Source organism: Kurthia huakuii LAM0618 (genome assembly GCF_000505545.1).
Taxonomy (GTDB): domain Bacteria; phylum Bacillota; class Bacilli; order Bacillales_A; family Planococcaceae; genus Kurthia; species Kurthia huakuii.
The window spans coordinates 189,249-215,848 of the sequence record NZ_AYTB01000013.1; the positions used below are offsets into that span (position 1 = coordinate 189,249).

Genomic DNA, 26,600 nt, shown 5'->3' on the forward strand with positions numbered 1-26,600 from the left:
GGTTTTTATGGGCTTTATATTTCGTTATTTGTCGCCATACAAAGTAGCGGCGATTTTAGCACCTCTTTTTATGGTGTTTGAAGTAACGATGGATTTAATTCAACCGACGATTATGCAGCACATCATTGATAATGGCATTGCGCAACAAGATCATGCATATGTGTTGAAAATGTTTTTGTTTATGATTTTAGCGGCGATTGGTGGATTAATTGGCGGTATTGGCTGTTCCATTTTTGCATCGCGCGCGGCTGTTAATTTTTCAACAGATTTACGCGAAGCTATTTTTGCAGCTACGATGTTGTTCTCGTCAAAAAACAAACAAAATATTGGGATTGGCACGTTGATTACGAATGTCACGAGTGATGTTGAAACATTACAAAAGGCGGTGTTGATGACGTTAAAGGTGTTTGTGCGAGGTCCGCTGTTATTTATTGGCGCTGTTGTTATTGTTTTTATTACAGCACGTGAATTATTTTCATTATTACTCATTATTGTACCTATTCTTATTGTACTTATTGTTCTTTTCACGCTGCTTTCTAGTAAAGTATTCGGACGTGTTCAAAAACAAATGGACCGCGTAAATACATTTATGCAAGAAAATTTAGCGGGTGTGCGTGTCGTCAAAGCGTTTAATCGTAGCAAACATCAAACGCAGCAATTTACAGCGATTAATGATGATTTAGCCGCGCGCTCTATTCGTGCTGAGAAAGTCGTTGGTACGCTATCACCACTAAGTATGTTGGTGATTAATGTGGGTATGATGGCTGCGCTTTGGCTAGGCGTTATGAAAGTGGACCAAGGTACGCTTGAAGTAGGGGTTATTTTAGCGTTCATTAATTATTTAACAATTATTATGAATGGTATTATGTCATCGAGTAATGTCCTCATTCAAATTGCGCGTGCAGTGCCGAGCGCCAAACGTTTAAAACGTGTTCTTGCTACGCGTACGACGGTTGAATCAGCTAATGATGCTGTTAAAACGTCGATTCGAGGGGAAGTTTCGTTTGAAAATGTGTCATTTTATTATTACAACAAACAGGAATATGTACTGAAAGATATTTCATTCCAATTGTCGCCAACTGAAACATTAGGCATTATTGGCATGACCGGAAGCGGGAAATCGTCCTTAGTACGACTGATTCCACGACTCTATGAAGCACAACAAGGGCGCATTTTAATCGATGGTCGCCCAATTGAGCAGTATGACGTGCAAACGCTGCGCGGGGCTATTGGTTTTGCGCCGCAGCAAGCAACGTTATTTTCGGGCACGATTGAACAGCAGCTACGCTTTGGACGCGAAGAGGCATCACAGCAACAAATGATGCACGCACTTGAGGCGTCGGCTGCCACTGAATTTGTTTGCCGTTTTGACGATGGCTTACAGCATGAAGTGTCGCAAGGAGGGCGTAATTTATCAGGAGGTCAACGTCAACGTTTAGCGATGGCACGCGCCTTTATTCGTCAGCCAGCAATGTTGATTTTAGATGATACGACATCGGCAGTAGATGCGATATCGGAGACAAAAATTCAGTACAGCATTGCGCGTGATTTTGATGCAACAACAAAGATTATTGTCGCATCAAAAATTTCATCAATTCGTCATGCGGATAAGATTTTAGTGTTAGATAATGGTGAAATGGCGGGCTTTGGCACGCATGAGCAATTGCTAGCAACGAACGCAATCTATCAAGAGATTGCTGAAACACAAGCAGAAAAGGGAGCTGTGTTGCATGAGTAGAACAGGCTTAGAAAAGGGCCCGCGTATCGGCAATATGACATTTGAAAAACCAAAAAATCAAATGTCAACGCTTAAACGGTTATGGCTCTATATGCAAAAGCAGCGCCTCGGAATTATTATTGCGACGATTACGGTTTTTGTTGCAACGGTATTAAAAATAGCAGGGCCGTGGCTCATTGGATATATCGTGGACCATTATATTATGAAGTTGGACATTCAAGGGACTATTTCGATGTCACTCATATTAGGTGCAACGTATGTCGGGCTCTTTATTGCGACATACATTCAAACGATTGTCATGATTTATGTGGCACAAAAAACGATTCAGCGCTTGCGCCGGACATTGTTTAAAAAAATTCAAGTACTGCCACTACGTTTCTTTGATCGACGTCAACAAGGCGATTTAATGAGCCGTGTAACGAATGATATTGATAGTTTAAATATGGCATTAACGCAAAGTGTCACACAAATTTTAACAGCTATTTTAACGATTGTTGGAACGACGATTGCGATTTTTTGGCTCGATTGGTGTTTAGCACTCGTTGTCATGACAGTGATTCCATTAATCGTCTTTTTATCAAAGCAAATTATTAAACGTTCAAGCGTGAATTATCGCGCACGTCAAAAAGCATTAGGCGAAGTTAATGGTTTTGTCGAAGAGTCTTTGAGCGCCTCAGAAGTCGTCACATTATTTGGTAAGGAACAACAGCATGTCGCAGCATTTCATCATAAAAATGAAGCGTTACGGCAAGCTGCAGTACGCGCCGAAACGATTTCAGGTTTTATGGGGCCGATTAACAACGCGATGAATAATATAGGTTTAGGATTAGTCATTGGCGTTGGGGCATTGCTAGCGGTGAAAGGCTATACAACAATTGGCGTGATTGCGGCGTTTACGACGTATACGCGTCAATTTTTCCAGCCAATTAATCAACTGTCCAATTTACTAAATGTTTTTCAATCAGCCATTGCGGGTGCTGAGCGCGTCTTTGAAGTGTTAGATGACGAAGAGGAAGTGCTTGAAGGGCCCGCAACGAAAAAGATTAAAAATTTGCATGGCGATGTTGTTTTTAACGACGTCGATTTTGAATATGAAGCACATAAGCCGATTTTAAAAAAGATGTCATTCCATGCAAAAGCAGGTGAGATGGTCGCGTTTGTTGGGCCAACAGGTTCTGGTAAAACGACGATTATTAATTTATTATTGCGTTTTTATGATGCCACGGCAGGTTCTATTACGATTGATGGCCATAATATTCGCGATTATGAATTAGCAAGCTTACGCAATCATATTGGCGTTGTATTACAAGATACGTATTTATTTTCAGGAACGATTCGCGAAAACATTCGCTTTGGTCGTTTGGATGCGACAGATGCAGAAGTAGAGCAGGCGGCAGAAATTGCATATGCGCATCAGTTTATTCGCCATTTTCCAGCACAATATGATACACAAATTGAGTCAGGTGGTACGAATTTAAGTCAAGGGCAGCGCCAACTGATTGCGATTGCGCGTGCGATTTTAGAAGACCCAGATGTACTTATTTTGGATGAAGCAACATCAAATATAGATACGCGTACCGAGGTTCATATTCAAAAAGGCTTGCATAATTTAATGCAAGGTCGTACGAGTTTTGTTATTGCACATCGTTTAAAAACAATTGAGCAAGCAGACCAAATCTTCGTATTACAGCAAGGTGAAATTCATGAACATGGGACGCATGAGGCACTTATGCAGCAACAAGGTTTTTACTATACGATGCAAACAAAGTTAGCAAACTAAAAACAGGAATCGTATGTGGACTGACCTAAAAAACAGAAACAACGTAAAAAGAGTAAGACACTTCTAGAGTAAAAACTTTAGAGGTGTTTTTTGATGGGCAAAAAATAAGTGTATTCGCATGACATCAAAATAATTAACATGAAATTACCGAATAAGAATGTTAAGATAAAGGACCTTACGAAGAAGAAATGTGAGAGTTAGAACAGTTAAAAAAAGCATTATCATGAGCATGTCCGGTAAAGGTCAACCCTCTGATAACGCCATTGTTGTAATGTTTTATTTTGAACGGCTGACATGAGGTTACCGTTCAAACAGCTCTAAACTACTAGCATTACTCGAATTTTGGAAAAGCGAAACTACCTAACTCCAGTTGCATATCGAAAAAAGGCGGTTAAACGAGAATTTGACGGCGGCTCCTAGGGAAAAGTATGAGCAGAAGATCCACAGTGAGCTTGCGAGCGAGGAGGTTTCAGGAAAGCGTCCGTTAAATTCAACTAAAAGAAGCGTCTTTTTCACTGTCCCAATCTAGTGGGTGAATTCCATTACACACTTCTTTTTTTGTTATTTTCGCTTTAGCAGTTGCCACAATGCAAGTAGGAGTATAACGATACCTAAGGCGCTGAAGCAAGCGATAAAATGCCCACTCCAATAAACAAACAGCCCAAATAATGCCGGGGCAGTAATAATAAAGAATTGGTTGATTGTTAAGGCGGTACTAATCGTTAGCCCCATCATGCGTTCATCTGCCTGTTCTGAAATACTGACGATATACAATGAATACCAACCAAATGCAAACAAGCCAAGTACGAAACTGTAGCTGCTAAAAAACCACAAAGGGCGATCGATAATTAATGGGAACAAGACGATAAAGCAGCCTGTTATCGTTAAAATAATGACGAGGAAAAACAAGCACCGTGTTGCAAAGAAGCGGTCGCTAATTGCTGCTAAAATGATGCGTCCAATAACGCCACCAATCATTGCTAAACTCAATACAAAGCCGGCCTGCTGGAGTGATAGGTGCAATGTACCGTAGAGAAATGATACATAATGTGCGGGAATTACCATTTGAAATGCCACCATAACGCCACCAATTGCATATAAGCTATAAAGGCTACGATTATGTTTAATCGCACGTATTTTAGCACGGAATGTAATTGTCTCAGTGCTGTTCGTTGTTGTATCGGGAGGGTCTTTATAAAGCGTTAAAAATAAGAGTGCCCCGCTAATGGCGATTGTGGCTTGTGTATAATGTGCTGCTGCAATTGAGTAATGAAAATACATTACCGGTAATAAGAGCGCCGCGATAGCACCACCGATTGGTAAGCCCGTTTGCCGAATACCCATTGCGAGGCCGCGATGTTCTTTTGGAAACCATTTTGTAATGACCGTGCTACCGCCTGTTTGAGCGCTACCATAAAATAATCCAACGATAAATAATAACAATAAGAGCGTTGCATACGATGAGGCAAATGGTAGTAAAGCAGCTGTTATACCAAGTAATAGTGCGCTAATGCCGATAACATATTTTTCACCGTAACGATCCATTAAATGGCCAAAAATCATCATGGAGCATAGTGGGCCTAAATTTGTCATCGTCGAAATAAATCCTGTTTGAAATTGTGATAGTTGCCATTCGACTTGATAAAATGCAGCAATCGTTCCCATGCCATAGGTGACAACAGAACCAACTGCCAACGCAATTGTAGCGATGGCAACGATTAACCAACGATACATGAAAATTCCTTCTTTCTACTATAGTTATAAGTGTACAAATATTCTGCGATTTTGTGAAATTCGATATCGTAAGAGTGGGTATCAATTCTATTTATATCCCAGTATTTATTATGTTTATTTTGTTAAAAAATAGCTAATTAATTGTTTTTAACATAAATTTAATCAAAAAAATAGCAAAAAGGTTCCTTCGCACTAGTTGAAAATTGATATGATAAGTGCGAGGCGTTTTAAAAGTTTCAGCAAGTAGATAGGTGATAAAAAGTTGTTTTTTTGAACGATACTACATCGAAAAAGGCTTTATCGGCCATTTTCTAGCTGCCACTCAAAGTACAAGCTGCGTCTTTGCGTGGCTTTTTTGTTGTGGCAACAATTGATAAGGCGTGCTCAAATCAGAAGGGAGAAACAGCAAAAATTGAAAAGTACAAAGCAATTTTTTGTTGTCGCTTTTAGTTTCGTATTATGTTTCATCGTTGCAAGCAGTGCACAGTTAACGGCTTCTGCTATTGATGAACAATCAGGGAAACCTGATGGCACCATCCAATGGGAAGGCCAACCATACGTAACAGATTACACATCAGGTGTTCAAACGAAAGCTACAACAGGTAAGATTATTGATGTCTCAAAATGGCAAGGGAATATTAATTGGGCAAAGGTAGCAAAGTCAACGGATTTAGCCATCATTCGCGTACAATACGGTAGTGCAGTACAAGATTATATGCATAAAACGTATGAAAAAGGTGCGACGGCAAATGGTGTGCCATATGGTGTTTATTCATATATGCAAGCTTCTTCAAGTGCGAATGCACGCATAGAAGCACGCAATTTAATTAATCGTGCAAGTAATAATGCAAAATTTTATGTTATTGATGTCGAAGAAATAACAAGTAAATCAGGGGAATCGATGCGTACAATCGTCAATGCGTATGTCGATGAATTGCGTAAGCATACAGACAAACAAATTGGCTTATATATCGCGCACCATATTTATAGCAAATTAAATTTAGATACAAAAAAAGCTGACTTTGTGTGGATCCCACGTTACGGTTCAACAAAACCCGCATATCGCTATGACTTATGGCAATATACGGACCGTGCAGTTGTTAGCGGCATTAGTGGTCCAGTAGATGCAAATAAATTAGCACCTGGAAAAAAAGTGAATGATTTCTTGAAAAAATCACCTCTCGCAAAAGATTCAGGTATCACGCAAACGACTAATAATCGTTATTATTCAATTAACCCCCGTAAAGTCGTGTTAAAACAAAATGTTGGAGAATATCGTGATACCGCATTTAAATCAAAAGTACGTATACTTAAGAAAAACACCATTGTTGCTATCGATGATGTGCAAATTTTATCGAATGGTGTACCGCGCTTGCGATTAGAAAACGGCAACTATATTACGGCGAATCGCGCCAATGTTTTAAAAGTGCGTAGTGATATTGAAAATTATATTACGGACGTACCCGATCGCGTTTTATTACGTCGCTATCAAATGATTTATGATTCGAAAGATTTTACAAAGCAACATGAGGTACGTAAATATAATAAAAATACGACGTTTGAAGTTGCCTCAATTGTCTATACGGCAAATGGCACGCCGCGCTTGAAAACGCCAAGCGGCAATTATTTATCTGCGCGTAAGGACATTACACGCGCTGTACCAGCAGATATTAAAAAATATTATTATGTTAGTCCAAAGCAAGTAACCGTTGCGCAAGATTTGAATGTATTTTCAACGGTAGATTTTAAGGCCGATGAAAAGCTACGCATCGTGCGCGCTGGTGAATCGCTGCCAATTGAAGGAATTCGTTATACAGACAACGGTGTACCGCGTTTGAAAATTGCAGATGGGCAATACATCAGTGCTTATAAAGCTCGTTTTAAATAGAAAAAAGAGGAATTGCATTTTTGCGCAATTCCTCTTTTTTTTAGCTGTAATTGAATGAACATTCAAAGTCCAAAAGATTTGAAATATAAAAAAGGTGTAGTTTTTAAGATGTATATATATAAAATAAATATAATAATATTTATGCTTTTGTAGACTAAAATTCATAAAAAGATTGATTTTTCTGAAAAAATGTGTCATATTAAATATGTAAATAGAGAGTGCAACGATTAGAATTTTGGTCATGGAAAGGATAATCAGTTAATTAAGTATAATCGCATCAGTCGTGTATGACAGGTGGATATATATGATAACGAACTGATAGTCAACAGTGATTAAAAAATGAACTAAAGGGCTCCATTGATAGTAAGGCGTCATAAGAACTTAGAGTAAATACTATTCCAATGAGGTGAACATCATGAAGTCAAAATTGGTGAAGTGGACATTAGCTGCCAGTTTGGCGACATCAGCTTTTGGATTAGGTGTAGTAGCATCTCCAATAACTAATGTAGAAGTAGCGCAGGCAGCATATACAATGTTCTCGATTACAGATGGCGTTAATGTACGTAGTGGTCCAGGAACAGATTATCGTATTTTAGGTAAATTAACATTTAATGACCCAATCTCAGTCATTAGCAAATACAACAGCTCTTGGTCAAAAATTTTATATAAAGGTAAAACAGCTTATGTATCCAATAGTTGGATTGCCGCACAACCAAATGTCCAAGAATATTATACGGTGAATACCGGTAGTGCAAATTTAAATGTGCGTAGTGGTCCGGGAACATCGTACAGGATTTTGTTTAAAAAACCAGGTGGTTCAATAGCAGCAATGCTCAATAAAACAACTTCAAAATGGTATCGTATTTGGGGTGGCGGTAGTCGAGTAGGGTATGTATCCGCAACATATTTAGAACGCTTACCAGCATATATTGTTAACTCGGGCGATGCGAAGTTATATTTACGTACAGGTCCAGGGTCAGCGTATAAAAAAGTTCGTACAGTGACAAATAATGAAGTGTTATATGCGGTCAATGTAGAAAGTAGCAAATGGTTTGCGGTAGCGTATGAAGATGGAAAAATTGGTTATGTGAATGCAAAATATTTAACCCCTTTCCCATATTAAATCGTAAGGAGGAGTAGTTATGGCCAGGTCCCTTTTAAAAAAATGGATGATGGCGACAGGTATCGCATTTTCAGCTTTGGGAGTAGGTGCGCTCGTACAACCGGATTTTACAGTGCAAGCCGTTCAGCAAGTTACAACAAAATATGCGCAGTTTAATGGTGTAAAGGCATTTGAAAAACCAACGATTTCAAGTGCTGTAGTCGGAACATATACACTGAATAATCCAGTGCATATTGTAAAAACGTATAATGCTGATTTTTATGAAGTACGCCTCGATGGTCAAAAAGGATATGTCCAAAAAGAATATGTTCAAGCAACCCCTTATTTCGTAAAAGCGGTTATGGTTTATGCGCCGCATGATACACTTAATGTTCGTACGGGCCCAGGTGTTAAGTATCGCAAATTTGGTGCCGTAGCGCATAATAAACCACTATATGTGACGAGTGATAAAACTTGGGGTAATTGGATTCAAGTTTGGCATAAAGGGAAATTTGGTTTTGTGAATAAACGTTATACAGTAGCGCCACCATGGTATACCGTTCGTGTGCCGGCTGATGATACGCTTGCAGTACGCACAGGCCCAGGTGTCGGTTACCACCAAATCGGAGGATTGTATAATAAAGATCGCGTTCAAGTGTTAGCGAAAACAACATCGAAATGGTACCAAGTGTATCACCGAGGTGAAATTGGTTATGTGTCAGCATTTTATGTGACAAAATAATAATAGAGGTGAGATGTCATGAAGTCAGCATTGCTTAAGTGGACGATGGCTGTGGGCATGGCAACATCAGCATTTGGATTAACGTATGCCGCACAACCAACGCAAATGGACGAAGCATATGCAGCGACAACAATGTATTCGCAAGTTGATAATTTAAATATCCGTACAGGTCCTAGTACAAAATATCGTTCTATTGGACAATTTGATACGAATGATAAAATTAAAGTATTAAAATCATATAACAGCTCATGGTATCAAATTTCGTACAAAGGGAATAAACGTTACGTTTATAAATATTGGGTTAGCAAAAATATTTTTGTTTTAACAACAGGTACAGTTGTAACGCCAAAAGGAGTTAATTTAAATATTCGCTCAGGTCCAGGAACCGGCTATCGTATTGTGACAAAAGCTGCTTCTGGTGCAAAAGTAAAAGTCACAAGTTTCCACAATGGCAAATGGTTCAAAGTGTATCACAATGGACACTTCGGCTATGCAAGTAGCGACTATTTAAAAGTGAAATACGAATAATAATTGAAAAAACTATCGCATGAAAGCGAACACTACAGCGATGGCGATATCAATAGCGAGCAATTTGGCGGGGGACAACCACCCCGCTTCTTTTTATGGCGCTTTTTTGAAACTATGTTATACTGTACATAATTAAAATTGTTGCAGGGGGACACAATGTGTTGAGAAGGTTAAAACCTGACCCTTAGAACCTGTCCGTTAATACGGGCGTAGGGAGCAATGTACGAGATTTTGACGATGTACATTTGCTCTCCGTTATGGAGAGTTTTTTTATTGCACTATTTTAATTTGCGGGGGGACACAATGTGTTGAGAAGGCTAAAACCTGACCCTTAGAACCTGACAGTTAACACTGACGTAGGGAGCAATTTTTTGAAGCACGCTCCTATTTTATGGCGCGTGCTTTTTTTTGCCTACGTCCATCCAAGAGGAGGACTTTTAATGACATTTTGTGAACGAGTACGACAGGAGAACGATATTTATTTTGAAGCAAGTTTTAATCACCCATTTGTACAAGGAATTGTCGATGGTACGTTACCACTTGAAAAATTTAAAGACTATATGATGCAAGATGCCTATTATTTAAAGCATTATACGAAAGTATTGTCGATTGCAGCATCAAAAGCGACAGAAGCAGATGAAACGTTGTACTATTTACAGTCAGCACAAAATATTCAATTAGCAGAGCTTGAAATGCATCGTATTACATTCCGTGAATTAGGTGTGACCGAGGAAGAATTAGCAGCATTTGAACCAGCACCCGCCGCGTATAATTATGTAAGCCATATGTATAATGCGGCGCATAATGGAGATGCAGCTGAAGCATTTGCGGCGATGTTCCCTTGCCCATGGCTTTATTTAGAGATTGGCAATCGTTTTAAAGATGCTAAACCTGGTGTGCCATTGTACGAGCAATGGATTGCCCTATATAGTTCAGATGAGATGAATGAAAATATTGGGCAGCAACTAGCGCTTATGAACCGTTACGCAGAAGCACAGCCAGAAAAAGAAGCGTTGTTCAAACAGCATTTTAAAAAGAGCTGTTATTATGAGTGGAAATTCTGGGAAATGCCTTGGACAGCAGAAAATTGGGAACAAGAGGTGGCGCACTATGTCACTCGCTAATATACGCAGTAAAGCGCCACTTGTACATTGTATAACAAACTATGTTGTCGCAAACTTTACAGCAAATGGCCTACTTGCTATTGGCGCGTCCCCTGTCATGGCAGATGCATGTGATGAAGTAGCCGATATGGTACGCGTTAGTAGTGCGCTATTATTAAATATTGGCACGTTAAATGAACGGACAACGGAATCGATGTTGATGGCAGGAAAAGCAGCGAATGCCCATCAGATTCCAGTTGTACTTGACCCGGTCGGTGTTGGTGCTACACCGTTTCGCCAAAAGTTTGTGAAGGAGCTATTAACAGCTGTACACATTGATTTATTGCGCTGTAATGTAGGTGAGTTAGCGGCCATTGCAGGTGTTGAGTGGCATGCAAAAGGTGTCGATAGTGGCGCTGGCGAAATGGATATTGTAGCAGAGGCCAAAAAAGTAGCGCGTAAATACGATTGTGCCGTTATTATTACCGGTGCAACGGATATTTTCATAGAACGTGATGTAGTGCAGTTCATTCCAGGTGGTGTCGTTGAAACAACTGCCGTTACGGGAACAGGGTGTTTATTAAGTGCCGTATGTGCCGCGACACTTGGTGCAGGTGCATCACTTGCGGAGATACTGCATGATTATAAACAGGCAGCAGAACGTGTAGGCCCGAAAGCAACAGGGTCATTCCAAGTTGACTTTTTAGATGCCTTACATGATATTTCGGAGGGATTGTAATGATAGCATTAACGATTGCAGGGTCAGATAGTGGTGGCGGTGCAGGCATTCAAGCTGATTTAAAAACATTTCAAGAATTAGGTGCATTCGGAACATCCGCAATTACGGCATTGACTGCACAAAATACGCTTGGCGTCCATGACATTATGGCAGCGGAGCCAGCATTTGTCGAAGCACAGCTTCAAGTATTATTTGATGATTTTTCAATTGCTGCAGCTAAAACAGGCATGTTATTTTCACCAGAAATTATTAAAGCTGTCGCCAATTATATGCGACAGCAAAATATACCGCTTGTAGTCGATCCCGTTATGATTGCCAAGGGTGGTGCGACATTGCTTGCACAACAAGCTGTTAAAACGATGAAGGACGTATTATTACCTGTCGCGACAATTTGTACCCCAAACATTCCTGAAGCAGAAATATTAGCTGATATGTCGATTACGACCGATGAGGATGTTGTTGAAGCTGCACAGCGATTAATGGCGCTTGGCGCACAAAACATCGTCATGAAAGGTGGCCATTTACATGGTGCACAAGCAGTGGATCATGTGTTTTTATCCGATGGTACATCGTTTACAATGACGACGCCACGCATTGATACGACAGCAACACATGGGACCGGTTGTACATTTTCAGCAGCAATTACTGCAGGGCTTGCGAACGGACAGTCATTAAAAGAAGCGATTGTCGAAGCGAAACGTTTTGTTCACGCAGCGATTGAAAACCCACTTGGTATTGGGCATGGACATGGGCCAACCAACCATTTTGCATACAATCGCTATGAGTGTGAGGTAATCGTTAATGAAGCGTGATGATTTAGCTGTTTACTTTATTATGGGGACAGAAAATTGTGTGAAAGCACCATTAGAAACGTTACGTGAAGCACTTGAAGCAGGCATCACGATGTTTCAATTTCGTGAAAAAGGGCCACGCGCTTTAACAGGACAAGCATATGAGCAATTTGCGCGTGACTGCCAACAGCTATGTGCGACTTACGGGGTCCCATTTGTCGTCAATGATGACGTCGCATTAGCGACACGCTTACGTGCAGATGGTTTGCATATTGGTCAAGATGACGCGCGATTGCAACAGGCGAAGGAGCAATTTAATGGGTTTATTGGCGTCTCTGTACATACAGCAGATGAAATGGAAGCGGCTATTGTAGGCGGCTGTGATTATGTGGGGATTGGCCCCATTTATACTACGGCATCAAAAGCAGATGCAGAAGCACCTTGTAGTACAGCGTTCCCGGCAGCTATGCACAAGCAGTTCCCACAATGCCCCATTGTAGCGATTGGCGGTATTCAAACTCATAATGTGGAGCCGGTTTTGTCCACTGGTGTTGATGGTGTATCGGTGATTTCAGCGTTGTGTCACAGTTTAGACATGAAACATACCGTGAAACAATTAAAAGGTGAAACTATTTATCACTAGTGCGCGTCTATAGTTTAATGACGCAAATCTAGGGGGATTTAGATGGCTAGTAAGCAAACGTTATCAGACATTGTGACAGACTGTTTTAAAGGGCAGTTATTAACGAAGTATGTAGCAAAAAGTCCCGTTTATGTTCGTAAGGGACCTGGCGTAAGCTACGAAGAATTAGGTTATTTAAATAAGGATGAAGTCGTCGACGTTTTTTGTACGACTGGTGAATGGTGCAAAGTGCAATTTCATCATCACATTGGTTACGTTAATAAGTTATACTTGCAAAAACTTTCATAACTCGAGCCCTCGGCGTATACTACAAGCAAAGGGGGCTTGAGGATGTTAGAAAATGAAGTCGTCATGTTAAAGCCGCTTGCGCGTGAAGACGCAGCAGCTTTATTTCATGCAGGAAATGATGAGCGAATTTGGGAGATGACGCAACCGCGTATCCATTCGTTATCAGATGCGGAGGCCTATATTGACAAGGCATTAGCTGCAACAGATCAACAAACTTTTGCGGTGTTTTCCAAAGTACATAATCAAATTGTTGGAGCCACGCGATTTTATACAATTGACGAAGGTTTTGGAAGTGTTGAAATTGGTTATACATGGCTCAATCCAATGGTGTGGCGCAGCGCGGTTAATACGAATATGAAATTATTAATGCTCACGTATGCGTTTGAACAATGGTCGATGAAACGCGTTCAAATTATGGCTGACGAGCGTAATATACGTTCGCGTAATGCTATCGTTCGTATTGGTGCAACATTTGAAGGGATTTTACGAAAACACAAATTCGGTGCTGATGGCGCTATTCGAAATAGTGCCGTGTATAGCATTATTGATGATGAATGGCCAGATGTGAAGCAACATATTGAAAACAAATTATAATAAAAGAGCAGGAAGTGCCATCTAATGCGCTCCTGCTCTTTTATTATTCTGAATCATTAGACAGTTCTTGTGAAGGCTTAGCAAGACGCCAACAAATCGCTATAATCGCGATGAATAATGCTATAAAAATAATCAATGGGCCCGTAATAATAACGGTTGTATGCGGATGAATAATCGTATAAACTTCAATCGCTATTTTTGTTGATAATACACAAAGCAAGCCATTTTTAAGGGCATTTAATAATGCAGTTGAATTTTTGTAAGATAATTCTCTATTTTCAGAATTTTTATCGCAAAATTCATGCCATTCTGGATGGTGTTCGAGTATGTGCAAAAAACTCCAAAGCACAATGCCAATAAGAAGGGGCAAAAAAATAAATGCCCGCGTTTGCCAGTCATTAAAAAGCGCACTATGAATAAATGGAGGGAGCGTTTGAAAAGCTATAGTTGTATACAGTACAACTATACTGAAAAAGCTAATTGTTGCGGTCGAAAAAATTCTTTTCTTCATTAATCTGCCTCCTTTATGCTCCATTATATCAAATAAGGCACTTTCTTTTCGAGGCACTTGGAATCGCTAACTCATCGCGGTATTTTGCGACCGTACGACGTGCGAGTGTAATATTTTCTTTTGCCATTAATAAGTCCGTAATTTTTTGGTCGGATAATGGGCGCGTTTTATTTTCGGTATTAATTAAATTTTGAATATGCACTTTAATCGAAGTTTGAGATGCACCATGCTCACGTACAGCATTTGTAAACAGTGAACGTAATTGAATCGTCCCAAATGGCGTCGCAATCCATTTGTTTTTTGTCGCGCGACTAACGGTTGATTCATGAACGCCGAGAATTTCGGCCACATCTTTTAATAATAGCGGTTTAAGTGCAATATATCCGTTGTAAAAAAATGGTTGCTGATGTGAAATGACCGCTTCGAGTAAACGCGTCAAAGTATTATGGCGTTGGTTGAGGCTATGCATAAGCCATTCATAACGTTTAAATTGCATTTTTAAAAAATCAGCCGCTTCTTGATGTTCAAAAAAGGCATCATATGCTGTTGATAATGAAATTTTAGGCATACCAGCTGTATTCAATTGGAATGTAAAGCCTTCCTCTGTCAACATAACCGTTGCATCGGGTGTGATAGTTGTTGCAGGGCGGCTAAATAATGAGCGGCAAGGTTTTGGTTCGAGAGTTTGAATTTTGCGAATAGCGCGTCGTAATGCAGGTGGCGAAATTTGTAGTGCTTGTGCAATCTTATCATACGCACCGTTTGCCACATCTTCTAAATGATGCGCTACAATTTTTTCAACGATAATTTGGCGAGGCTCCATTGTTTCTAGCTGTAATAATAAACAATGGCGTAAATCAAGTGCACCAATACCAGCGGGGCCATGCTGCTGGAGTTCTTTAATGGCTGCTTGCAATAACTCTTCAGGCATTTGATAAGGCGCAATCGCTTCGCGCGATAGATAGCCATTGTCATCTAAATTATGGACGATTGTTAGGCAAGCATAAAGCAGTTGTTGATCTCGAATTTCGCAATGAAGGAGTTGCAATAATTCATCACGATAATCGGTTTCGCCCGCAACAGATGGAAGTACGTCATCAAAGCCTGCCATTGATTTCTGATATGTAGGCGTTGTTTCTTGAAGCTCAATTAAAGGGTTTTCTAATGCTTGTTCACGTATGAATTCTATTAAATCTTCATGCGAATACTGTAGTAATTCAATCGATTGGCGCAATTGTGTCGTCATATATAATTTTAGTTGTTGTTTTTGCGATAAACTCATCTTCATATGTGAAACACCTTCTTTTTTCTCTTTTAAGAAATTATTTTCTATATCATACCACTTTTTTAATTCAAGGGATATTATTTGACCTAAAAATTTTTTTTGGTGGGACGAATGAGTACCCGATTTTCTACAAAAAAGCGTGGTTGTGCTGTTTTATAACACTCTTTAAGTCATATAACAGTTAGCAATAGTATAACCTAATAAAAAAATGTGTTGACTTGATAAAAATCGTGCATTATATTATGTGTAATCGGTTACATATGGAACCGGTTACATACAAAAAGTTTTGAGGTGAAGGCATTGGCAACAATTCGTGATGTCGCAAAAGAAGCAGGCGTTTCTGTGGCGACCGTTTCTCGACATTTGAATAACAAAGGATATGTAAGTGAAGATGCAAAAAAAGCGATTGAAAAGGCCGTTGCTACATTGAATTATGCGCCGAATCAATTAGCGCGCTCGCTAACGACTAAGCAAACGAATTTACTTGGTTTGCTTGTGCCAGATATTACAAACCCCTTTTTCCCTGAATTGGCGCGTGCTGTAGAGCGAACAGCTTATAAGCATGGCTATACCGTGGTGTTGTGCAATGCTGGTGAAACGAGTGAGAAAGAAAAACATTATATCCGTTCGTTGCAGCAAAATTATGCAGCAGGATTTATCGTAACAACAAATCATATTAAAGCGGATTTTTATAAGAAGCTAAATGTGCCAATTGTCGCGCTTGATCGAAATTTATCGGACGCGATTCCAACAGTAACGTCAGATAACGTATTAGGTGGACAGCTTGCAGCTAATTATTTTGTTGAGCAAAAAGTAAAACGCATTTTATGTGTGCGTGGTCCACTTGATATTGATGTAGCAAATGATCGCATGCATGGTTTCGAAGAAATTATGACAGCACATCCAGCGATTCAATACGATACAATCGTAAGTCCATTTGATTTTGAAGCGGCGAAAAAAATTGCAATGGAACATTTACAGTTTGACCGTGATTATGACGCTGTATTTGCTTCTAGTGATGCCTCAGCAATAGGCGTTATGAAAGCTGCGGAGTCACTTAGTATTCGTATTCCAGAGGATGTATCGCTTGTTGGATATGACGGTATTAATATTGGTACATTGCTATCGCCAGAGCTAACAACCGTCGCGCAACCAATTTCCACAATGGGTGAGCGTGCAACGGAATTATTAATTGCATTAATTGAAGGAAAAGAAATGGCAACGACACGCGTTGTATTTCCACCAGAGCTTGTCATTCGAAATTCAACAACGAAAGGAACGGAAGCATGATTACAGTAATAGGTAGTATTAATATGGATATCGTCGTTGAAACGGCTGTTTTTCCGAAGCAAGGGGAAACGGTGTTTGGACAAGCATTTCATACCGTTCCAGGTGGTAAGGGAGCGAATCAAGCTGTGGCAATTGCACGATTAGGCAGCGATGTGCATATGGTCGGAGCAGTTGGGCAAGATGCTTTTGGGCATGAATTACGCACGATTTTACAACAAGAAAAGATTGACGATACATACGTTCGTACGACAACTACAGCGACCGGTATTGCAAACATTACTTTATTTGACAAGGATAATCGCATCATTGTTGTGCCGGGTGCCAATGCGGACGTGACGCGTGAATCAATTGATGCGGCACGTGCATTAATCGCGAAGAGTGATTTAGTCGTGATGCAGCTCGAAATTCCGCAACATACGGTGGAATATGCGTTAACTATTTGTGAAGAGGTAGGGACACGCGTGCTATTAAATCCAGCGCCTGCTGAAAATTTTAAAGCAGCATGGATGGAGCGCGTTGCATACTTTACACCAAATGAAACAGAATGTGCCGATATTTTTGGCGTGGATGTAGAAAGCGCCTTAGAACGCTTCCCGAATCAATTAATTGTGACATTAGGTGCGGAAGGTGCACGTTATTATGATGGTGAAAAGCATGTTGTTGTCAAGGGTTTTAAGACGACACCCGTTGATACAACAGGTGCAGGTGACACATTTAACGGAGCACTTGCATATGCACTCACAAAGAATGAAACGTTAGCGCACGCTGTTGAATTTGCGAATGTTGCGGCGTCATTATCGGTTGAAAAATTTGGTGCGCAAGGTGGTATGCCGCAAAAAGATGCGGTGCTGAAACGTTTGGGAGGCGCACAATAAATATGAAAAAACAAGGAATATTAAATCGCGAATTAGCCGGGATTTTTGCGCGCATTGGTCATACTGATCACATCATGATTGCTGATTGTGGGTTACCAATTCCAGATGGCGTAATGTGCGTTGATTTAGCTTATAAAATTGGTGAACCAAGTTTTATGGCGATTTTAGATGCTGTTGTAGCAGACTACAAATCAGAGAAAGTCATAATCGCGACTGAAATGGCATTACAAAATACGCCACTTTATAAAGCGGTACATGAGACGTTTGATGTGCCATTTGAAGAAGTATCACATGAACAATTGAAAGTGTTATCTGCCAAGGCAAAAGTGATTATTCGTACAGGTGAAGCAACACCGTATGCCAATATTTTATTGCAATCAGGTGTCATTTTTTAGAAGGAGGGAACGTGCATGATTGAAATGTCTGGCATTCAAAAAGCGTTTAATGGCAACGTTGTTTTGAAAGACGTCCAATTCCAATTAGCAGATGGTGAAATCCACGCGCTAATGGGTGAAAATGGTGCTGGTAAATCAACAATGATGAAAATTTTAACGGGAATTTACGAGCGTGATAACGGCGTCATTAAAGTCGATGGTGAAGAAGTTCATTTCAAATCACCAAAAGAGGCAGAAGCAAAAGGAATTGCCGTTATCCACCAAGAATTAAATATTTTACCTGACTTAACAGTTGCTGAAAATTTATTTTTAGGTAATGAACAAACAATCGGTATGGGCATTATGAAAAATAAAGAAATGAATAAAGAAGCACAGCGTATTTTAAGTCAACTTGGTTTAGATATCGATGTGCGTATGCCAGCGGGTGCTTTATCGGTCGGGAAACAGCAAATTATTGAAATTGCGAAAGCGATGGAAACAAAAGCGAACGTTATTATTATGGATGAGCCAACAGCGGCATTAACGGATCGTGAAATTCAAACGTTATTTAAAACGATTCGTAAATTGCAGTCAGAAGGCGTGTCATTTGTCTATATTTCACACCGTATGGAAGAAATTTTTGCGATTTGTGACCGTATTACGATTTTACGTGATGGTGAATATGTCGGTGTCCGGACGATTAAAGACACAACATTTGATGAAATTGTCCAAATGATGGTTGGGCGTGAGCTTGGGGAACGTTTCCCCGGGCGTACCGCAGCAATCGGCGACGTGAAGTTAGAAGTGAAAGGGCTTACACGTCCGGGCCTTTGCGAAGATATTCATTTTAGTGTTCGTAAAGGTGAAATCGTTGCACTCGCAGGTCTTATGGGTGCTGGTCGTACAGAAGTTGCACAAGCCATTTTTGGTTATCGCAAAATGACAAAAGGTGAACTTTTTATTGACGGCAACGCAGTGAAAATTAACAATCCTCGCGAAGCAAAAAAACGAGGCATTGGTTTTGTAACCGAGGATCGTAAGACACAAGGATTGGTTGTTGACTTCTCGATTAAAGAAAATATCGCGATGGCTAACTTTAATAAAACATCAAAATCAGGTATTATTCGCGGCTCAAAAGAAAAATCATTCGTTGGCAAACTTGTGGAAAAATTAGGTGTTAAAACGCCGAGCGCAGAATTGCCAGCTAAATCATTGTCTGGTGGGAATCAACAAAAAGTTGTTATCGCCAAATGGTTAGGTATCGAACCGGAAATTTTGATTTTAGATGAACCAACACGCGGCGTTGATATCGGTGCGAAAAAAGAAATTTATCAAATTATGAATGACCTTGCAGAACAAGGCGTGGCGATTTTAATGATTTCTTCTGAATTACCAGAAGTTATCGGTATGTCTGACCGCGTGCTAGTGATGCACGAAGGGAAAATTACCGGCGAAGTTGCTGGTGATGATATGACACAAGAAAAAATTATGCATTATGCTACTGGAGGTGACAAAGTTGTCCAAAGCCAAAACTTCTAATGGCCTAATGCAAAAATTAGGACCATTATTTGGATTACTACTTATTGTCGTTATTATTTCTATTATGAGTCCGAACTTCTTAACAACGGACAATATTTTCAACGTATTACGTCAAGTTTCAATTAGTGCGTTAATCGCATTCGGGATGACGTTTGTTATTTTAACAGGTGGGATTGATTTATCAGTTGGTTCCACATTAGCGCTAACCGGTGCTGTTGCGGCAAGTTTATTAGCTGGCGGTACAGATCCATTCATCGCGATGGGTGTTGCGTTAATGTTAGGGTTAATTTTAGGTGCGATTAATGGCGTCATTATTGCCAAAGGGAAAGTAGCACCGTTTATTGCTACATTAGCAACAATGACAATTTATCGTGGTTTAACGCTTGTATATACAGATGGTAAGCCAATTTCAGGTTTAGGCGATCATTTAGCATTCCAAATGTTTGGTAAAGGTTATTTCTTTGGAATTCCGGTACCAGTCGTTACGATGTTAGTTACATTCTTCGTTTTATACTTCATCTTACGAAAAACAACATTTGGTCGTCGCGTTTATGCAATCGGTGGCAACGCCGAAGCAGCTCGTCTGTCAGGTATTAATGTAGACCGTACAACGATTGCCGTTTATGCATTAACAGGTATGTTAGCTGCAATGGCAGCATTAATTTTAACATCTCGTTTAAATTCTGCTCAGCCTACTGCAGGTCAATCTTATGAATTAGATGCTATCGCAGCCGTTGTTTTAGGCGGTACAAGCCTTACAGGTGGACGCGGTTGGATTGTTGGTACATTAATCGGTGCGTTAATCATTGGTGTGTTAAACAATGGTCTAAACTTAATCGGTGTATCATCATTCTTCCAACAAGTAGTCAAAGGGTTAGTTATTTTATTCGCGGTATTAATCGACCGTAAAAAAGCAGCATAAAGGGGTAATTTACGATGAATATGAAAAAATTATCAGTTACAGCATTACTCGCATCATCTTTATTATTAAGCGCTTGTTCAATGTCACCAAATGGTGATGATAAAGCGAAAGATACTAAAAAAACAGATTGCGATTTCAAAATTGGCATGTCGGTATCAACGTTAAACAACCCGTTTTTCGTTACATTATCTGATGGTGCGAAAGCTGAAGCAAAAGATGAAAAAGTAGACTTAACGGTCGTAGATGCACAAGATAATGCTTCAAAACAAGCATCTGACGTAGAGGATTTAATCCAACAAGATGTTGATTTAATCATTATTAATCCAACCGATTCAAAAGCAGTTGCTTCTGCTGTAGAATCAGCAAACAATGCAAACATTCCCGTCATTACTGTTGACCGTGTTTCTGAAGGAGGCGACGTGATTTCGCATATCGCTTCTGATAATAAAGAAGGCGGTAAAATGGCGACGGCATACTTACAAGAAGTAATTGGTGAAGGTGCAAAAGTGGCACAACTTGAAGGTGTAGCGGGTTCATCAGCTGCAACAGACCGTGGTGCTGGCTTTGAAGAAGTAGCGAAAAAAGGATTTGATGTTGTTGCTTCTCAAACAGCAAACTTTAACCGCGCTGAAGGGTTAACAGTTATGGAAAATATTCTTCAATCAAACGGTGACATTAAAGGTGTCTTTGCACAAAATGATGAAATGGCTTTAGGCGCAATCGAAGCGATTGAAGCATCAGGTAAAGATATTAAAGTTGTCGGCTTTGACGCTACCGACGATGGTGTACAAGCAGTTAAAGATGGTAAAATGATTGCGACAATTGCTCAAAAACCAACTGAAATTGGTGAAACAGCAATCGAAACAGCAGTCAAATCATTAAATGGTGAAAAAGTAGAAAAAGATATTCCGATTGAATTAGAATTAATCAAGAAATAAATGAACATGATGTAAGAGGTTGGATTCGCGTATCCAACCTCTTTTTTTCACGAATGACATCTGTTATAATACAATTATGGTAAAAATTACAAAAAGAGGTGTGTAGTATGACAGAAAAATTTGATAAAGGGTTAGCAATTCGTCGAAAAGTGATGGGCGATGAGTTTGTTGACCGTGCATTTGCAAATGCCACAGAATTCACTGAAGATTTACAGCAGTACATAACGGAAGTTTGTTGGGGTGGTATTTGGGGACGACAAGGCTTAGCTAAACGTGATCGTAGTTTGATTAACCTTGCGATGTTAACGGCTCTAAATCGTTCACAAGAACTTCGTGGTCATGTCCGCGGTGCCATTAACAATGGTGTGACTGTAGAAGAAATCAAAGAAGTCATGCTACAAACGGCTGTTTATTGTGGTGCACCAGCAGCGCAAGAAGGGTTTCGTATCGCTGCGGAAGTATTAGAAGAAATGAATGTACGTTAGGTCTATGAGTTTACAGGTATCAATCCAATAATGGGATGATACCTGTTTTTAATTACGTGCAACTTGTATAAGGTGTAAAAAATAGGCATTAAAAGACAAAAGTATTAAAAATTTTCAGAAAAATATGATAAAATATAAATAACCTTTTTAAATATGTAATTTATTTCTTTTGAGAGGAAGTGAGCCACTATGACCGATTTAAAAATGAATAGCATTAGTTTACTTATCGCGATTGTTATTTTTCATGTGTTGAGTTATTTTACGCATTCCATGAATGATCATCAGCTTCTTCTATCAATAGGTATTTGGCTCCTCGTAGGCTGTTTATTAATTTTTGGTGTAGAACTAAAAACAAAACGCCAACGAACGAAAGAAGTCTCATAAGGCTTCTTTTTTTATGTCAAATTCATCATTTTATATGCAAACTATCATATTTTCGCGCATTTTAGGTAATAAGTATATTAATCCATTTATCTAAAAAAAAGGGGAGTGAGCGCGGTGATCTTTTATATGGGCACAGTGGGGTATTTATTCTATTTACTATTGATTGTTGGAAGAGTTGGAATACGAAAGATGCGATTAACGAGGCGAAGCATTACGTTGCTGAACTTATGCGCACCAGGAATTGGGTATTATTACAATCATGATATGAAGCGATCCGTACTCTTTTTTTCGATGTTTATAGTGTTGACTTGCTTACTTCTCGCAGGAAGTAGTGTGTGGATGCTTGCAAGTAGTATGTGGATTACGCTCGCAACTTGTGAATGGTGTACGTGGCGCAGTCAATCCTTATTAGTGCATATGAAGCGTTTGGAAATGCATACGCATAAACGCCCTATTGTTGCACTAGATGCGCAGGCAATGGCACATGAAAAGAATCGCCGCAAGCTTTGGAAATTATATGAGCAATCAACGTATGAATTTGCGATTACAAAAGAGGTTATCGCACAATTGCAACGCGAAAATTGGGGTCGCCAATTAGAGTTGATGTTTTATGAACGGCGTCTGCGTATCGTCGATTATCATACGCAAATGATTACGCGACATTTTCCAATTAATTTAGAAGGTTCAGACGATATGGTACATTTTATCGCCGATAGTATGACACAAAAGGAAGTTTTTGTGATGCCATTAACAAAAAATATACCAAAATTCCCTGGAATCGTTAATTTTAAAAGATTGGTTAATAATAATTAAATCTTTAGAATCAATAAATGAACATATTAATAGTCTATAAGGATTGTTTTTTTAGTCTAATATAGCTATAATGAAATGGAATTTAATCGATAAAGAGGGCGATTATTATTGCACAACAAAATATTTTATTAGTGTACACGTATTTAGTGTTAAAAAAATATTCTAGTGAAACAACACCGCTTAATGCAACTCAAGTTGCTAAATATATTATGGTTGAATTTGATTTGGCACAGCAACTAGATCGGCGAACAATTTATGCACATTTCGTTGATTTGCAAACATTGGCGCAATGTTATCCAGAACATATTGATTTTACATTTTATCGCCAAGCAAATGGTGCAGTGTACGTAAAAATGAAATAAATTCTCGTCAAAAAATGAGCAACCGTTGTATGATACGGTTGCTCATTTTTAGTTGGTGCGAATTATAATGTATCTGGTAAATCGTTGGTGTACATTACAAGCGCATCTTGTGCTTCTTCTAGTACGTGCATTGTTTTGTTGTTTGGTGCTACATAAATGGTTTCATATGTTTTTTCACCGAGTGATTCATCAGGAATAAAGGCTAGTGCAGGCTCTTCAATCGACAATTCGGTTTGCACATTACCACGCGCATCAACGTAAATCCAACGATTTAATGTAGTTAAATAAATGCCATTAAAGGCGTGCAGATAGTACCCTTGTTCTGGTTCATCAAACAGCATAAGGCGCTGATAGCAAAAGCCACTAGGGATGCCCTCTTTGCGAAGTAGTGCCGCGAGTAAGTTTGCTTTAGCGTAGCAAATGCCTGTTTGATGTTCAGCGACTTCAGATGCTGTACGTGTAACGACATGGTTTTGTTCATCCCATGAATGGGCGATGTCGTCGCGCACATATTCATAAAGGCGTTGTACTTTTTCTAATTCTGATAGTGGTGCAATGTGCAGCGTATCGATTATTTGTTGAATATGCGGATGTTGATAGTTGACAACGTCTGTCGGTTTCAAATAGTCATCAATAAATGGAGATTCTAATTGGAATGGCATGGTCATCATCCTTTCAAAAAATTTCATTCTTCTTTTTATTGTATATCAAAACATGCAAAAATGTGGAATTTTTTAGTATATATTCTAAAAATTATTGCTAAAAATGAACAATAGTCATGAAGAGGAGTCATTAATTAAATAACAAAAAAGAAGCAATGACATAATTGCTTCTTTTATTTTTTAAGAGTACGCTAAAGCCGTTGTCCATTTCCAATGACGAATTAGATTTAGAACACTCAAGTCTTGTCATATCAAGGGTTTGAACATTTGGTTCCCCAAGAGGTCCCCCAATTGTACTTTATTAATACTTTTCAAATATCTTACCTATACGCTGAATTGCTTCCTCTCGTTTATCATTAATCGCATGAATATAGGTGGTTTGGATTGTTCCAACGCTATCTCCCATAAGCGATGCTACGGTTGCAATGTCTACTCCCTCACTAATTAAAACACTTGCATATGTGTGTCGAAAAACGTGAGGCGATAGTTTTTCAATTTCAAGTTTTTTTCGCATGGTGCGGAAGAAAAATTTGACCGCTGAATAACGGAGTGGCATTCCTCTACTATTTCTGAAGACATAGCGCAATTCAAACTGCTTGCCAGAAATAAATTCAGCAGCCAATCCGCCTTGTAAAAGTCCTTCTTTTTGTTGGAGCTTGTATTTTTTTAGTTGAGTTAGTATTTTCGAAGGAAGTGGAATGAGACGATAGCTATTTTTAGTTTTGGGTGTGCCTTCTCCGTAGTCAGTGGTCATTGTGCAATTGATATCAACTGTGCCTTCTACAAAGTCAATATCACGCCATTTTACGCCAAGAGCTTCACCTACGCGTACACCGGTATTAATGAGGAAAAGTAAGAAATGCAGCATATAGGGTTTGTTCTTACGCGTATACGCTATTATTTGAGTCATTTCTTCGACTTCAATTACTTTATGCTCAACATCATAATCAAACGTAATACTTAAAAGTCGGTTCTTATCAAGAAAGTCATTTTGCACAGCGAAATTGAGCACTGTACAAATTCGACTGTGATACTTAGCCAGTGTACTTGTTTTAACGTTACCTAGCTTATTAAGAAAAGATTTTTTATATAGATAAGGGGTTAATTTATTTATAGGAACATTGCCAATTAATGGATTCATTCTCTTGGAAATAGATTGTGTAGCATGTAATGTATTGGGTTTAATATCATTTTTTCGATACTCTATAAACATCTCAAACGCCTGGGCGAGTGTCAGTTGGCGGTGATCTACCTGTCCATAATTTCCTTTAAGCAACTCAGCTTTTAATTCAGTAAGAGCCAGTGTAGCATCTTTTAACGCTATAAATCCTTGCTTATAAAATTCTTTTCGAGTATTATCTACACGTGTATGACGATAGCGATATGCATATCGTTTTTGATTTGATTTAGTTTTATAGCTAAATACATGAGCTTCTTTCGTAGCAGCTAATTTTGGTCGTCCCATAACTTTCCCTCTCTTTTCGTACATCGGCAAATGAATGGAATAGGGGGAGTTTTATGGGGAATATTTTGATTAGTGCAGCGTAAAGAATGATAGGGACATACATTGCGGTATGTCCTTTTTGTGTTCATCGATATCGCTACACGCTTCCAGTATAAAGAGTTTCATCGTATTTTGCACTTGAAACATTAAAAAAAACGAATATACGTTCTTTGTGTGATGAAATAAAACCTCACTTTTGTGAAGTGAGGTTAAGCCAATTCTTTGACCCAATCATCTTTCTTTGACCAAGTTAAAACTTCAATTTCATAATTTGCTAGAGATGTTAAGAATTTTTTGTCGATTTTGTTATCATCGTTAGCAATTACTATAAATTCAGAATTCGTCCTGTTGTCTTTGATATCCAAAAATGATAATAAAGGAGATTTATAAGCCTCTTTTGTAGGATTGTTTATAGTCTTAATTATTTTTTCAACTTTCTTTTTTGAACGAGGGATAATGAAGTCAAATTGATTAGCATTTCCGGTTTTTCCAGTGATACTGACGTCACTAATTGCAGGGATATCATAATCCTCAAATAAATTTGAAACTTCTTCAAAGAATATACTAGTAATAGTAGTTCTACTAGTCATCATCATGTCAGAAATTCTTATGATACATTGTAAGATTCTAAATAGCTGAGTTGGATATTCTTCTAAAGAGTTTATTGTGATAAGTAATTCAGAGTCTAAAGATATTTTTACTCCAAAACTATTTAATGTTTGATTCAAAAATTCTTGGCGTTTAGTCGATTTTTTATAATCAATTTCATATGTTTTTAGTTCATTTAAGGTATATCCATCATCTGAAATAACAATTTGATTGTCTTGATGATACATAACAACGTGTAATAAATCATGATGATTGTCAACAAATGGAGTGATAATTTCTACAAAATCGCCGTGATCAACAAGTTTAATGTTTTCTTGATTCCATTTTGAATAAATTTGATTTAATTGATCAATATTAAAGTTATAGGAATTCATAGC

The 26,600-nt window shown here is 38.9% G+C and carries 28 protein-coding genes and 2 riboswitches; of the genes, 22 read left to right on the top strand and 6 right to left on the bottom strand.

Going from position 1 to position 26,600, the window contains the following annotated elements; all coding sequences use genetic code 11:
- The first annotated feature begins 7 nt into the window (after positions 1 to 7).
- Positions 8 to 1,738, top strand: coding sequence for an ABC transporter ATP-binding protein (locus tag V514_RS0110775; RefSeq protein WP_029499956.1), 1,731 nt, complete (start codon positions 8 to 10; stop codon positions 1,736 to 1,738).
- Positions 1,731 to 3,518, top strand: a complete 1,788-nt coding sequence (locus V514_RS0110780; RefSeq protein WP_029499957.1) for an ABC transporter ATP-binding protein — start codon at positions 1,731 to 1,733, stop codon at positions 3,516 to 3,518. Before V514_RS0110775 ends, V514_RS0110780 begins: the two co-directional genes overlap by 8 nt.
- A 561-nt stretch (positions 3,519 to 4,079) precedes the next feature.
- Here V514_RS0110780 and V514_RS19045 read toward each other — a convergent pair.
- Complete coding sequence (locus tag V514_RS19045) at positions 4,080 to 5,252, bottom strand: MFS transporter (protein ID WP_035944677.1); 1,173 nt, start codon at positions 5,250 to 5,252, stop codon at positions 4,080 to 4,082.
- Positions 5,253 to 5,664: 412 nt separating this feature from the next.
- Between V514_RS19045 and V514_RS19735 the strand changes: the two genes are divergently transcribed.
- From V514_RS19735 to V514_RS19055, 10 genes are all read left to right on the top strand, one after another.
- Positions 5,665 to 7,140, top strand: a complete 1,476-nt coding sequence (locus V514_RS19735) for a DUF5776 domain-containing protein (protein ID WP_029499958.1) — start codon at positions 5,665 to 5,667, stop codon at positions 7,138 to 7,140.
- Positions 7,141 to 7,555: 415 nt separating this feature from the next.
- A complete protein-coding gene (locus V514_RS0110795) occupies positions 7,556 to 8,263 on the top strand; it encodes an SH3 domain-containing protein (RefSeq protein ID WP_029499959.1) in 708 nt (235 codons plus the stop codon).
- Positions 8,264 to 8,282: 19 nt separating this feature from the next.
- Complete coding sequence (locus V514_RS0110800) at positions 8,283 to 8,984, top strand: SH3 domain-containing protein (RefSeq protein WP_081715035.1); 702 nt, start codon at positions 8,283 to 8,285, stop codon at positions 8,982 to 8,984.
- 18 nt (positions 8,985 to 9,002) lie between these two features.
- Entirely contained in the window at positions 9,003 to 9,512 is a 510-nt protein-coding gene (locus tag V514_RS0110805) for an SH3 domain-containing protein (protein WP_029499961.1), read from the top strand.
- Between the two features lie 135 nt (positions 9,513 to 9,647).
- A riboswitch (TPP riboswitch) is annotated at positions 9,648 to 9,745 on the top strand.
- Between the two features lie 49 nt (positions 9,746 to 9,794).
- Positions 9,795 to 9,892, top strand: a riboswitch (TPP riboswitch).
- A gap of 60 nt (positions 9,893 to 9,952) precedes the next feature.
- On the top strand, positions 9,953 to 10,636 hold the full coding sequence (gene tenA, locus V514_RS0110810; RefSeq protein WP_029499962.1) for a thiaminase II: 684 nt from the start codon (positions 9,953 to 9,955) through the stop codon (positions 10,634 to 10,636).
- On the top strand, positions 10,623 to 11,354 hold the full coding sequence (gene thiM / locus V514_RS0110815) for a hydroxyethylthiazole kinase (protein WP_029499963.1): 732 nt from the start codon (positions 10,623 to 10,625) through the stop codon (positions 11,352 to 11,354). Before tenA ends, thiM begins: the two co-directional genes overlap by 14 nt.
- Positions 11,354 to 12,166, top strand: coding sequence for a bifunctional hydroxymethylpyrimidine kinase/phosphomethylpyrimidine kinase (thiD, locus tag V514_RS0110820; RefSeq protein WP_029499964.1), 813 nt, complete (start codon positions 11,354 to 11,356; stop codon positions 12,164 to 12,166). The genes thiM and thiD overlap by 1 nt, the downstream gene beginning before the upstream one ends.
- On the top strand, positions 12,156 to 12,788 hold the full coding sequence (gene thiE / locus V514_RS0110825) for a thiamine phosphate synthase (protein ID WP_029499965.1): 633 nt from the start codon (positions 12,156 to 12,158) through the stop codon (positions 12,786 to 12,788). The genes thiD and thiE overlap by 11 nt, the downstream gene beginning before the upstream one ends.
- Positions 12,789 to 12,830: 42 nt before the next feature.
- Positions 12,831 to 13,076, top strand: coding sequence for an SH3 domain-containing protein (locus V514_RS0110830; RefSeq protein ID WP_029499966.1), 246 nt, complete (start codon positions 12,831 to 12,833; stop codon positions 13,074 to 13,076).
- Positions 13,077 to 13,118: 42 nt separating this feature from the next.
- A complete protein-coding gene (locus V514_RS19055) occupies positions 13,119 to 13,670 on the top strand; it encodes a GNAT family N-acetyltransferase (protein ID WP_035944678.1) in 552 nt (183 codons plus the stop codon).
- Between the two features lie 43 nt (positions 13,671 to 13,713).
- On the opposite strand, the gene V514_RS0110840 is transcribed toward V514_RS19055, so the two are convergent.
- Positions 13,714 to 14,181, bottom strand: coding sequence for a hypothetical protein (locus V514_RS0110840; protein WP_029499967.1), 468 nt, complete (start codon positions 14,179 to 14,181; stop codon positions 13,714 to 13,716).
- 28 nt (positions 14,182 to 14,209) lie between these two features.
- Positions 14,210 to 15,469, bottom strand: coding sequence for an RNA polymerase factor sigma-54 (rpoN, locus tag V514_RS0110845; RefSeq protein WP_029499968.1), 1,260 nt, complete (start codon positions 15,467 to 15,469; stop codon positions 14,210 to 14,212).
- 288 nt (positions 15,470 to 15,757) lie between these two features.
- On the opposite strand from rpoN, the gene V514_RS0110850 reads away from it, so the two are divergent.
- The 10 genes from V514_RS0110850 (at position 15,758) to V514_RS0110895 (ending at position 23,448) form a co-directional block, all read left to right on the top strand.
- Complete coding sequence (locus V514_RS0110850; protein WP_235073296.1) at positions 15,758 to 16,756, top strand: LacI family DNA-binding transcriptional regulator; 999 nt, start codon at positions 15,758 to 15,760, stop codon at positions 16,754 to 16,756.
- A complete protein-coding gene (rbsK, locus tag V514_RS0110855) occupies positions 16,753 to 17,631 on the top strand; it encodes a ribokinase (protein ID WP_029499970.1) in 879 nt (292 codons plus the stop codon). Before V514_RS0110850 ends, rbsK begins: the two co-directional genes overlap by 4 nt.
- Before the next feature lie 2 nt (positions 17,632 to 17,633).
- Positions 17,634 to 18,026, top strand: coding sequence for a D-ribose pyranase (gene rbsD, locus V514_RS0110860; protein ID WP_029499971.1), 393 nt, complete (start codon positions 17,634 to 17,636; stop codon positions 18,024 to 18,026).
- Positions 18,027 to 18,041: 15 nt separating this feature from the next.
- Complete coding sequence (locus V514_RS0110865) at positions 18,042 to 19,544, top strand: sugar ABC transporter ATP-binding protein (protein WP_029499972.1); 1,503 nt, start codon at positions 18,042 to 18,044, stop codon at positions 19,542 to 19,544.
- A gap of 7 nt (positions 19,545 to 19,551) precedes the next feature.
- Entirely contained in the window at positions 19,552 to 20,466 is a 915-nt protein-coding gene (gene rbsC, locus V514_RS0110870; protein WP_035944734.1) for a ribose ABC transporter permease, read from the top strand.
- Between the two features lie 20 nt (positions 20,467 to 20,486).
- Positions 20,487 to 21,404, top strand: coding sequence for a ribose ABC transporter substrate-binding protein RbsB (rbsB, locus tag V514_RS0110875; RefSeq protein WP_029499974.1), 918 nt, complete (start codon positions 20,487 to 20,489; stop codon positions 21,402 to 21,404).
- Positions 21,405 to 21,511: 107 nt separating this feature from the next.
- Positions 21,512 to 21,889 carry a 4-carboxymuconolactone decarboxylase gene (gene pcaC / locus V514_RS0110880; protein WP_029499975.1) on the top strand — a complete coding sequence of 126 codons (378 nt, stop codon included), beginning with the start codon at positions 21,512 to 21,514 and terminating at the stop codon, positions 21,887 to 21,889.
- A gap of 189 nt (positions 21,890 to 22,078) precedes the next feature.
- Entirely contained in the window at positions 22,079 to 22,273 is a 195-nt protein-coding gene (locus V514_RS0110885; protein ID WP_029499976.1) for a hypothetical protein, read from the top strand.
- Positions 22,274 to 22,612: 339 nt separating this feature from the next.
- Positions 22,613 to 23,086, top strand: coding sequence for a hypothetical protein (locus V514_RS0110890; protein WP_029499977.1), 474 nt, complete (start codon positions 22,613 to 22,615; stop codon positions 23,084 to 23,086).
- A 146-nt stretch (positions 23,087 to 23,232) separates the two neighbouring features.
- Complete coding sequence (locus tag V514_RS0110895) at positions 23,233 to 23,448, top strand: hypothetical protein (RefSeq protein ID WP_152528969.1); 216 nt, start codon at positions 23,233 to 23,235, stop codon at positions 23,446 to 23,448.
- A 62-nt stretch (positions 23,449 to 23,510) separates the two neighbouring features.
- On the opposite strand, the gene V514_RS0110900 is transcribed toward V514_RS0110895, so the two are convergent.
- From V514_RS0110900 to V514_RS0110910, 3 genes are all read right to left on the bottom strand, one after another.
- Positions 23,511 to 24,110, bottom strand: coding sequence for a transglutaminase-like domain-containing protein (locus V514_RS0110900; RefSeq protein ID WP_029499979.1), 600 nt, complete (start codon positions 24,108 to 24,110; stop codon positions 23,511 to 23,513).
- Positions 24,111 to 24,411: 301 nt separating this feature from the next.
- Positions 24,412 to 25,575, bottom strand: coding sequence for a tyrosine-type recombinase/integrase (locus V514_RS0110905; protein WP_029499980.1), 1,164 nt, complete (start codon positions 25,573 to 25,575; stop codon positions 24,412 to 24,414).
- 248 nt (positions 25,576 to 25,823) lie between these two features.
- Positions 25,824 to 26,597, bottom strand: a complete 774-nt coding sequence (locus tag V514_RS0110910) for a DUF1829 domain-containing protein (RefSeq protein ID WP_029499981.1) — start codon at positions 26,595 to 26,597, stop codon at positions 25,824 to 25,826.
- Positions 26,598 to 26,600 lie beyond the last annotated feature (3 nt).

Coding starts and splice junctions, on each gene's coding strand:
- V514_RS0110775 (WP_029499956.1), top strand. CDS start 8: ATGGGCTTTATATTTCGTTATTTGTCGCCATACAAAGTAGCGGCGATT.
- V514_RS0110780 (WP_029499957.1), top strand. CDS start 1,731: ATGAGTAGAACAGGCTTAGAAAAGGGCCCGCGTATCGGCAATATGACA.
- V514_RS19045 (WP_035944677.1), bottom strand. CDS start 5,252: ATGTATCGTTGGTTAATCGTTGCCATCGCTACAATTGCGTTGGCAGTT.
- V514_RS0110795 (WP_029499959.1), top strand. CDS start 7,556: ATGAAGTCAAAATTGGTGAAGTGGACATTAGCTGCCAGTTTGGCGACA.
- V514_RS0110800 (WP_081715035.1), top strand. CDS start 8,283: ATGGCCAGGTCCCTTTTAAAAAAATGGATGATGGCGACAGGTATCGCA.
- V514_RS0110805 (WP_029499961.1), top strand. CDS start 9,003: ATGAAGTCAGCATTGCTTAAGTGGACGATGGCTGTGGGCATGGCAACA.
- tenA (WP_029499962.1), top strand. CDS start 9,953: ATGACATTTTGTGAACGAGTACGACAGGAGAACGATATTTATTTTGAA.
- thiM (WP_029499963.1), top strand. CDS start 10,623: ATGTCACTCGCTAATATACGCAGTAAAGCGCCACTTGTACATTGTATA.
- thiD (WP_029499964.1), top strand. CDS start 11,354: ATGATAGCATTAACGATTGCAGGGTCAGATAGTGGTGGCGGTGCAGGC.
- thiE (WP_029499965.1), top strand. CDS start 12,156: ATGAAGCGTGATGATTTAGCTGTTTACTTTATTATGGGGACAGAAAAT.
- V514_RS0110830 (WP_029499966.1), top strand. CDS start 12,831: ATGGCTAGTAAGCAAACGTTATCAGACATTGTGACAGACTGTTTTAAA.
- V514_RS19055 (WP_035944678.1), top strand. CDS start 13,119: ATGTTAGAAAATGAAGTCGTCATGTTAAAGCCGCTTGCGCGTGAAGAC.
- V514_RS0110840 (WP_029499967.1), bottom strand. CDS start 14,181: ATGAAGAAAAGAATTTTTTCGACCGCAACAATTAGCTTTTTCAGTATA.
- rpoN (WP_029499968.1), bottom strand. CDS start 15,469: ATGAAGATGAGTTTATCGCAAAAACAACAACTAAAATTATATATGACG.
- rbsK (WP_029499970.1), top strand. CDS start 16,753: ATGATTACAGTAATAGGTAGTATTAATATGGATATCGTCGTTGAAACG.
- rbsD (WP_029499971.1), top strand. CDS start 17,634: ATGAAAAAACAAGGAATATTAAATCGCGAATTAGCCGGGATTTTTGCG.
- V514_RS0110865 (WP_029499972.1), top strand. CDS start 18,042: ATGATTGAAATGTCTGGCATTCAAAAAGCGTTTAATGGCAACGTTGTT.
- rbsC (WP_035944734.1), top strand. CDS start 19,552: ATGCAAAAATTAGGACCATTATTTGGATTACTACTTATTGTCGTTATT.
- rbsB (WP_029499974.1), top strand. CDS start 20,487: ATGAAAAAATTATCAGTTACAGCATTACTCGCATCATCTTTATTATTA.
- pcaC (WP_029499975.1), top strand. CDS start 21,512: ATGACAGAAAAATTTGATAAAGGGTTAGCAATTCGTCGAAAAGTGATG.
- V514_RS0110885 (WP_029499976.1), top strand. CDS start 22,079: ATGACCGATTTAAAAATGAATAGCATTAGTTTACTTATCGCGATTGTT.
- V514_RS0110890 (WP_029499977.1), top strand. CDS start 22,613: ATGCTTGCAAGTAGTATGTGGATTACGCTCGCAACTTGTGAATGGTGT.
- V514_RS0110900 (WP_029499979.1), bottom strand. CDS start 24,110: ATGCCATTCCAATTAGAATCTCCATTTATTGATGACTATTTGAAACCG.
- V514_RS0110905 (WP_029499980.1), bottom strand. CDS start 25,575: ATGGGACGACCAAAATTAGCTGCTACGAAAGAAGCTCATGTATTTAGC.
- V514_RS0110910 (WP_029499981.1), bottom strand. CDS start 26,597: ATGAATTCCTATAACTTTAATATTGATCAATTAAATCAAATTTATTCA.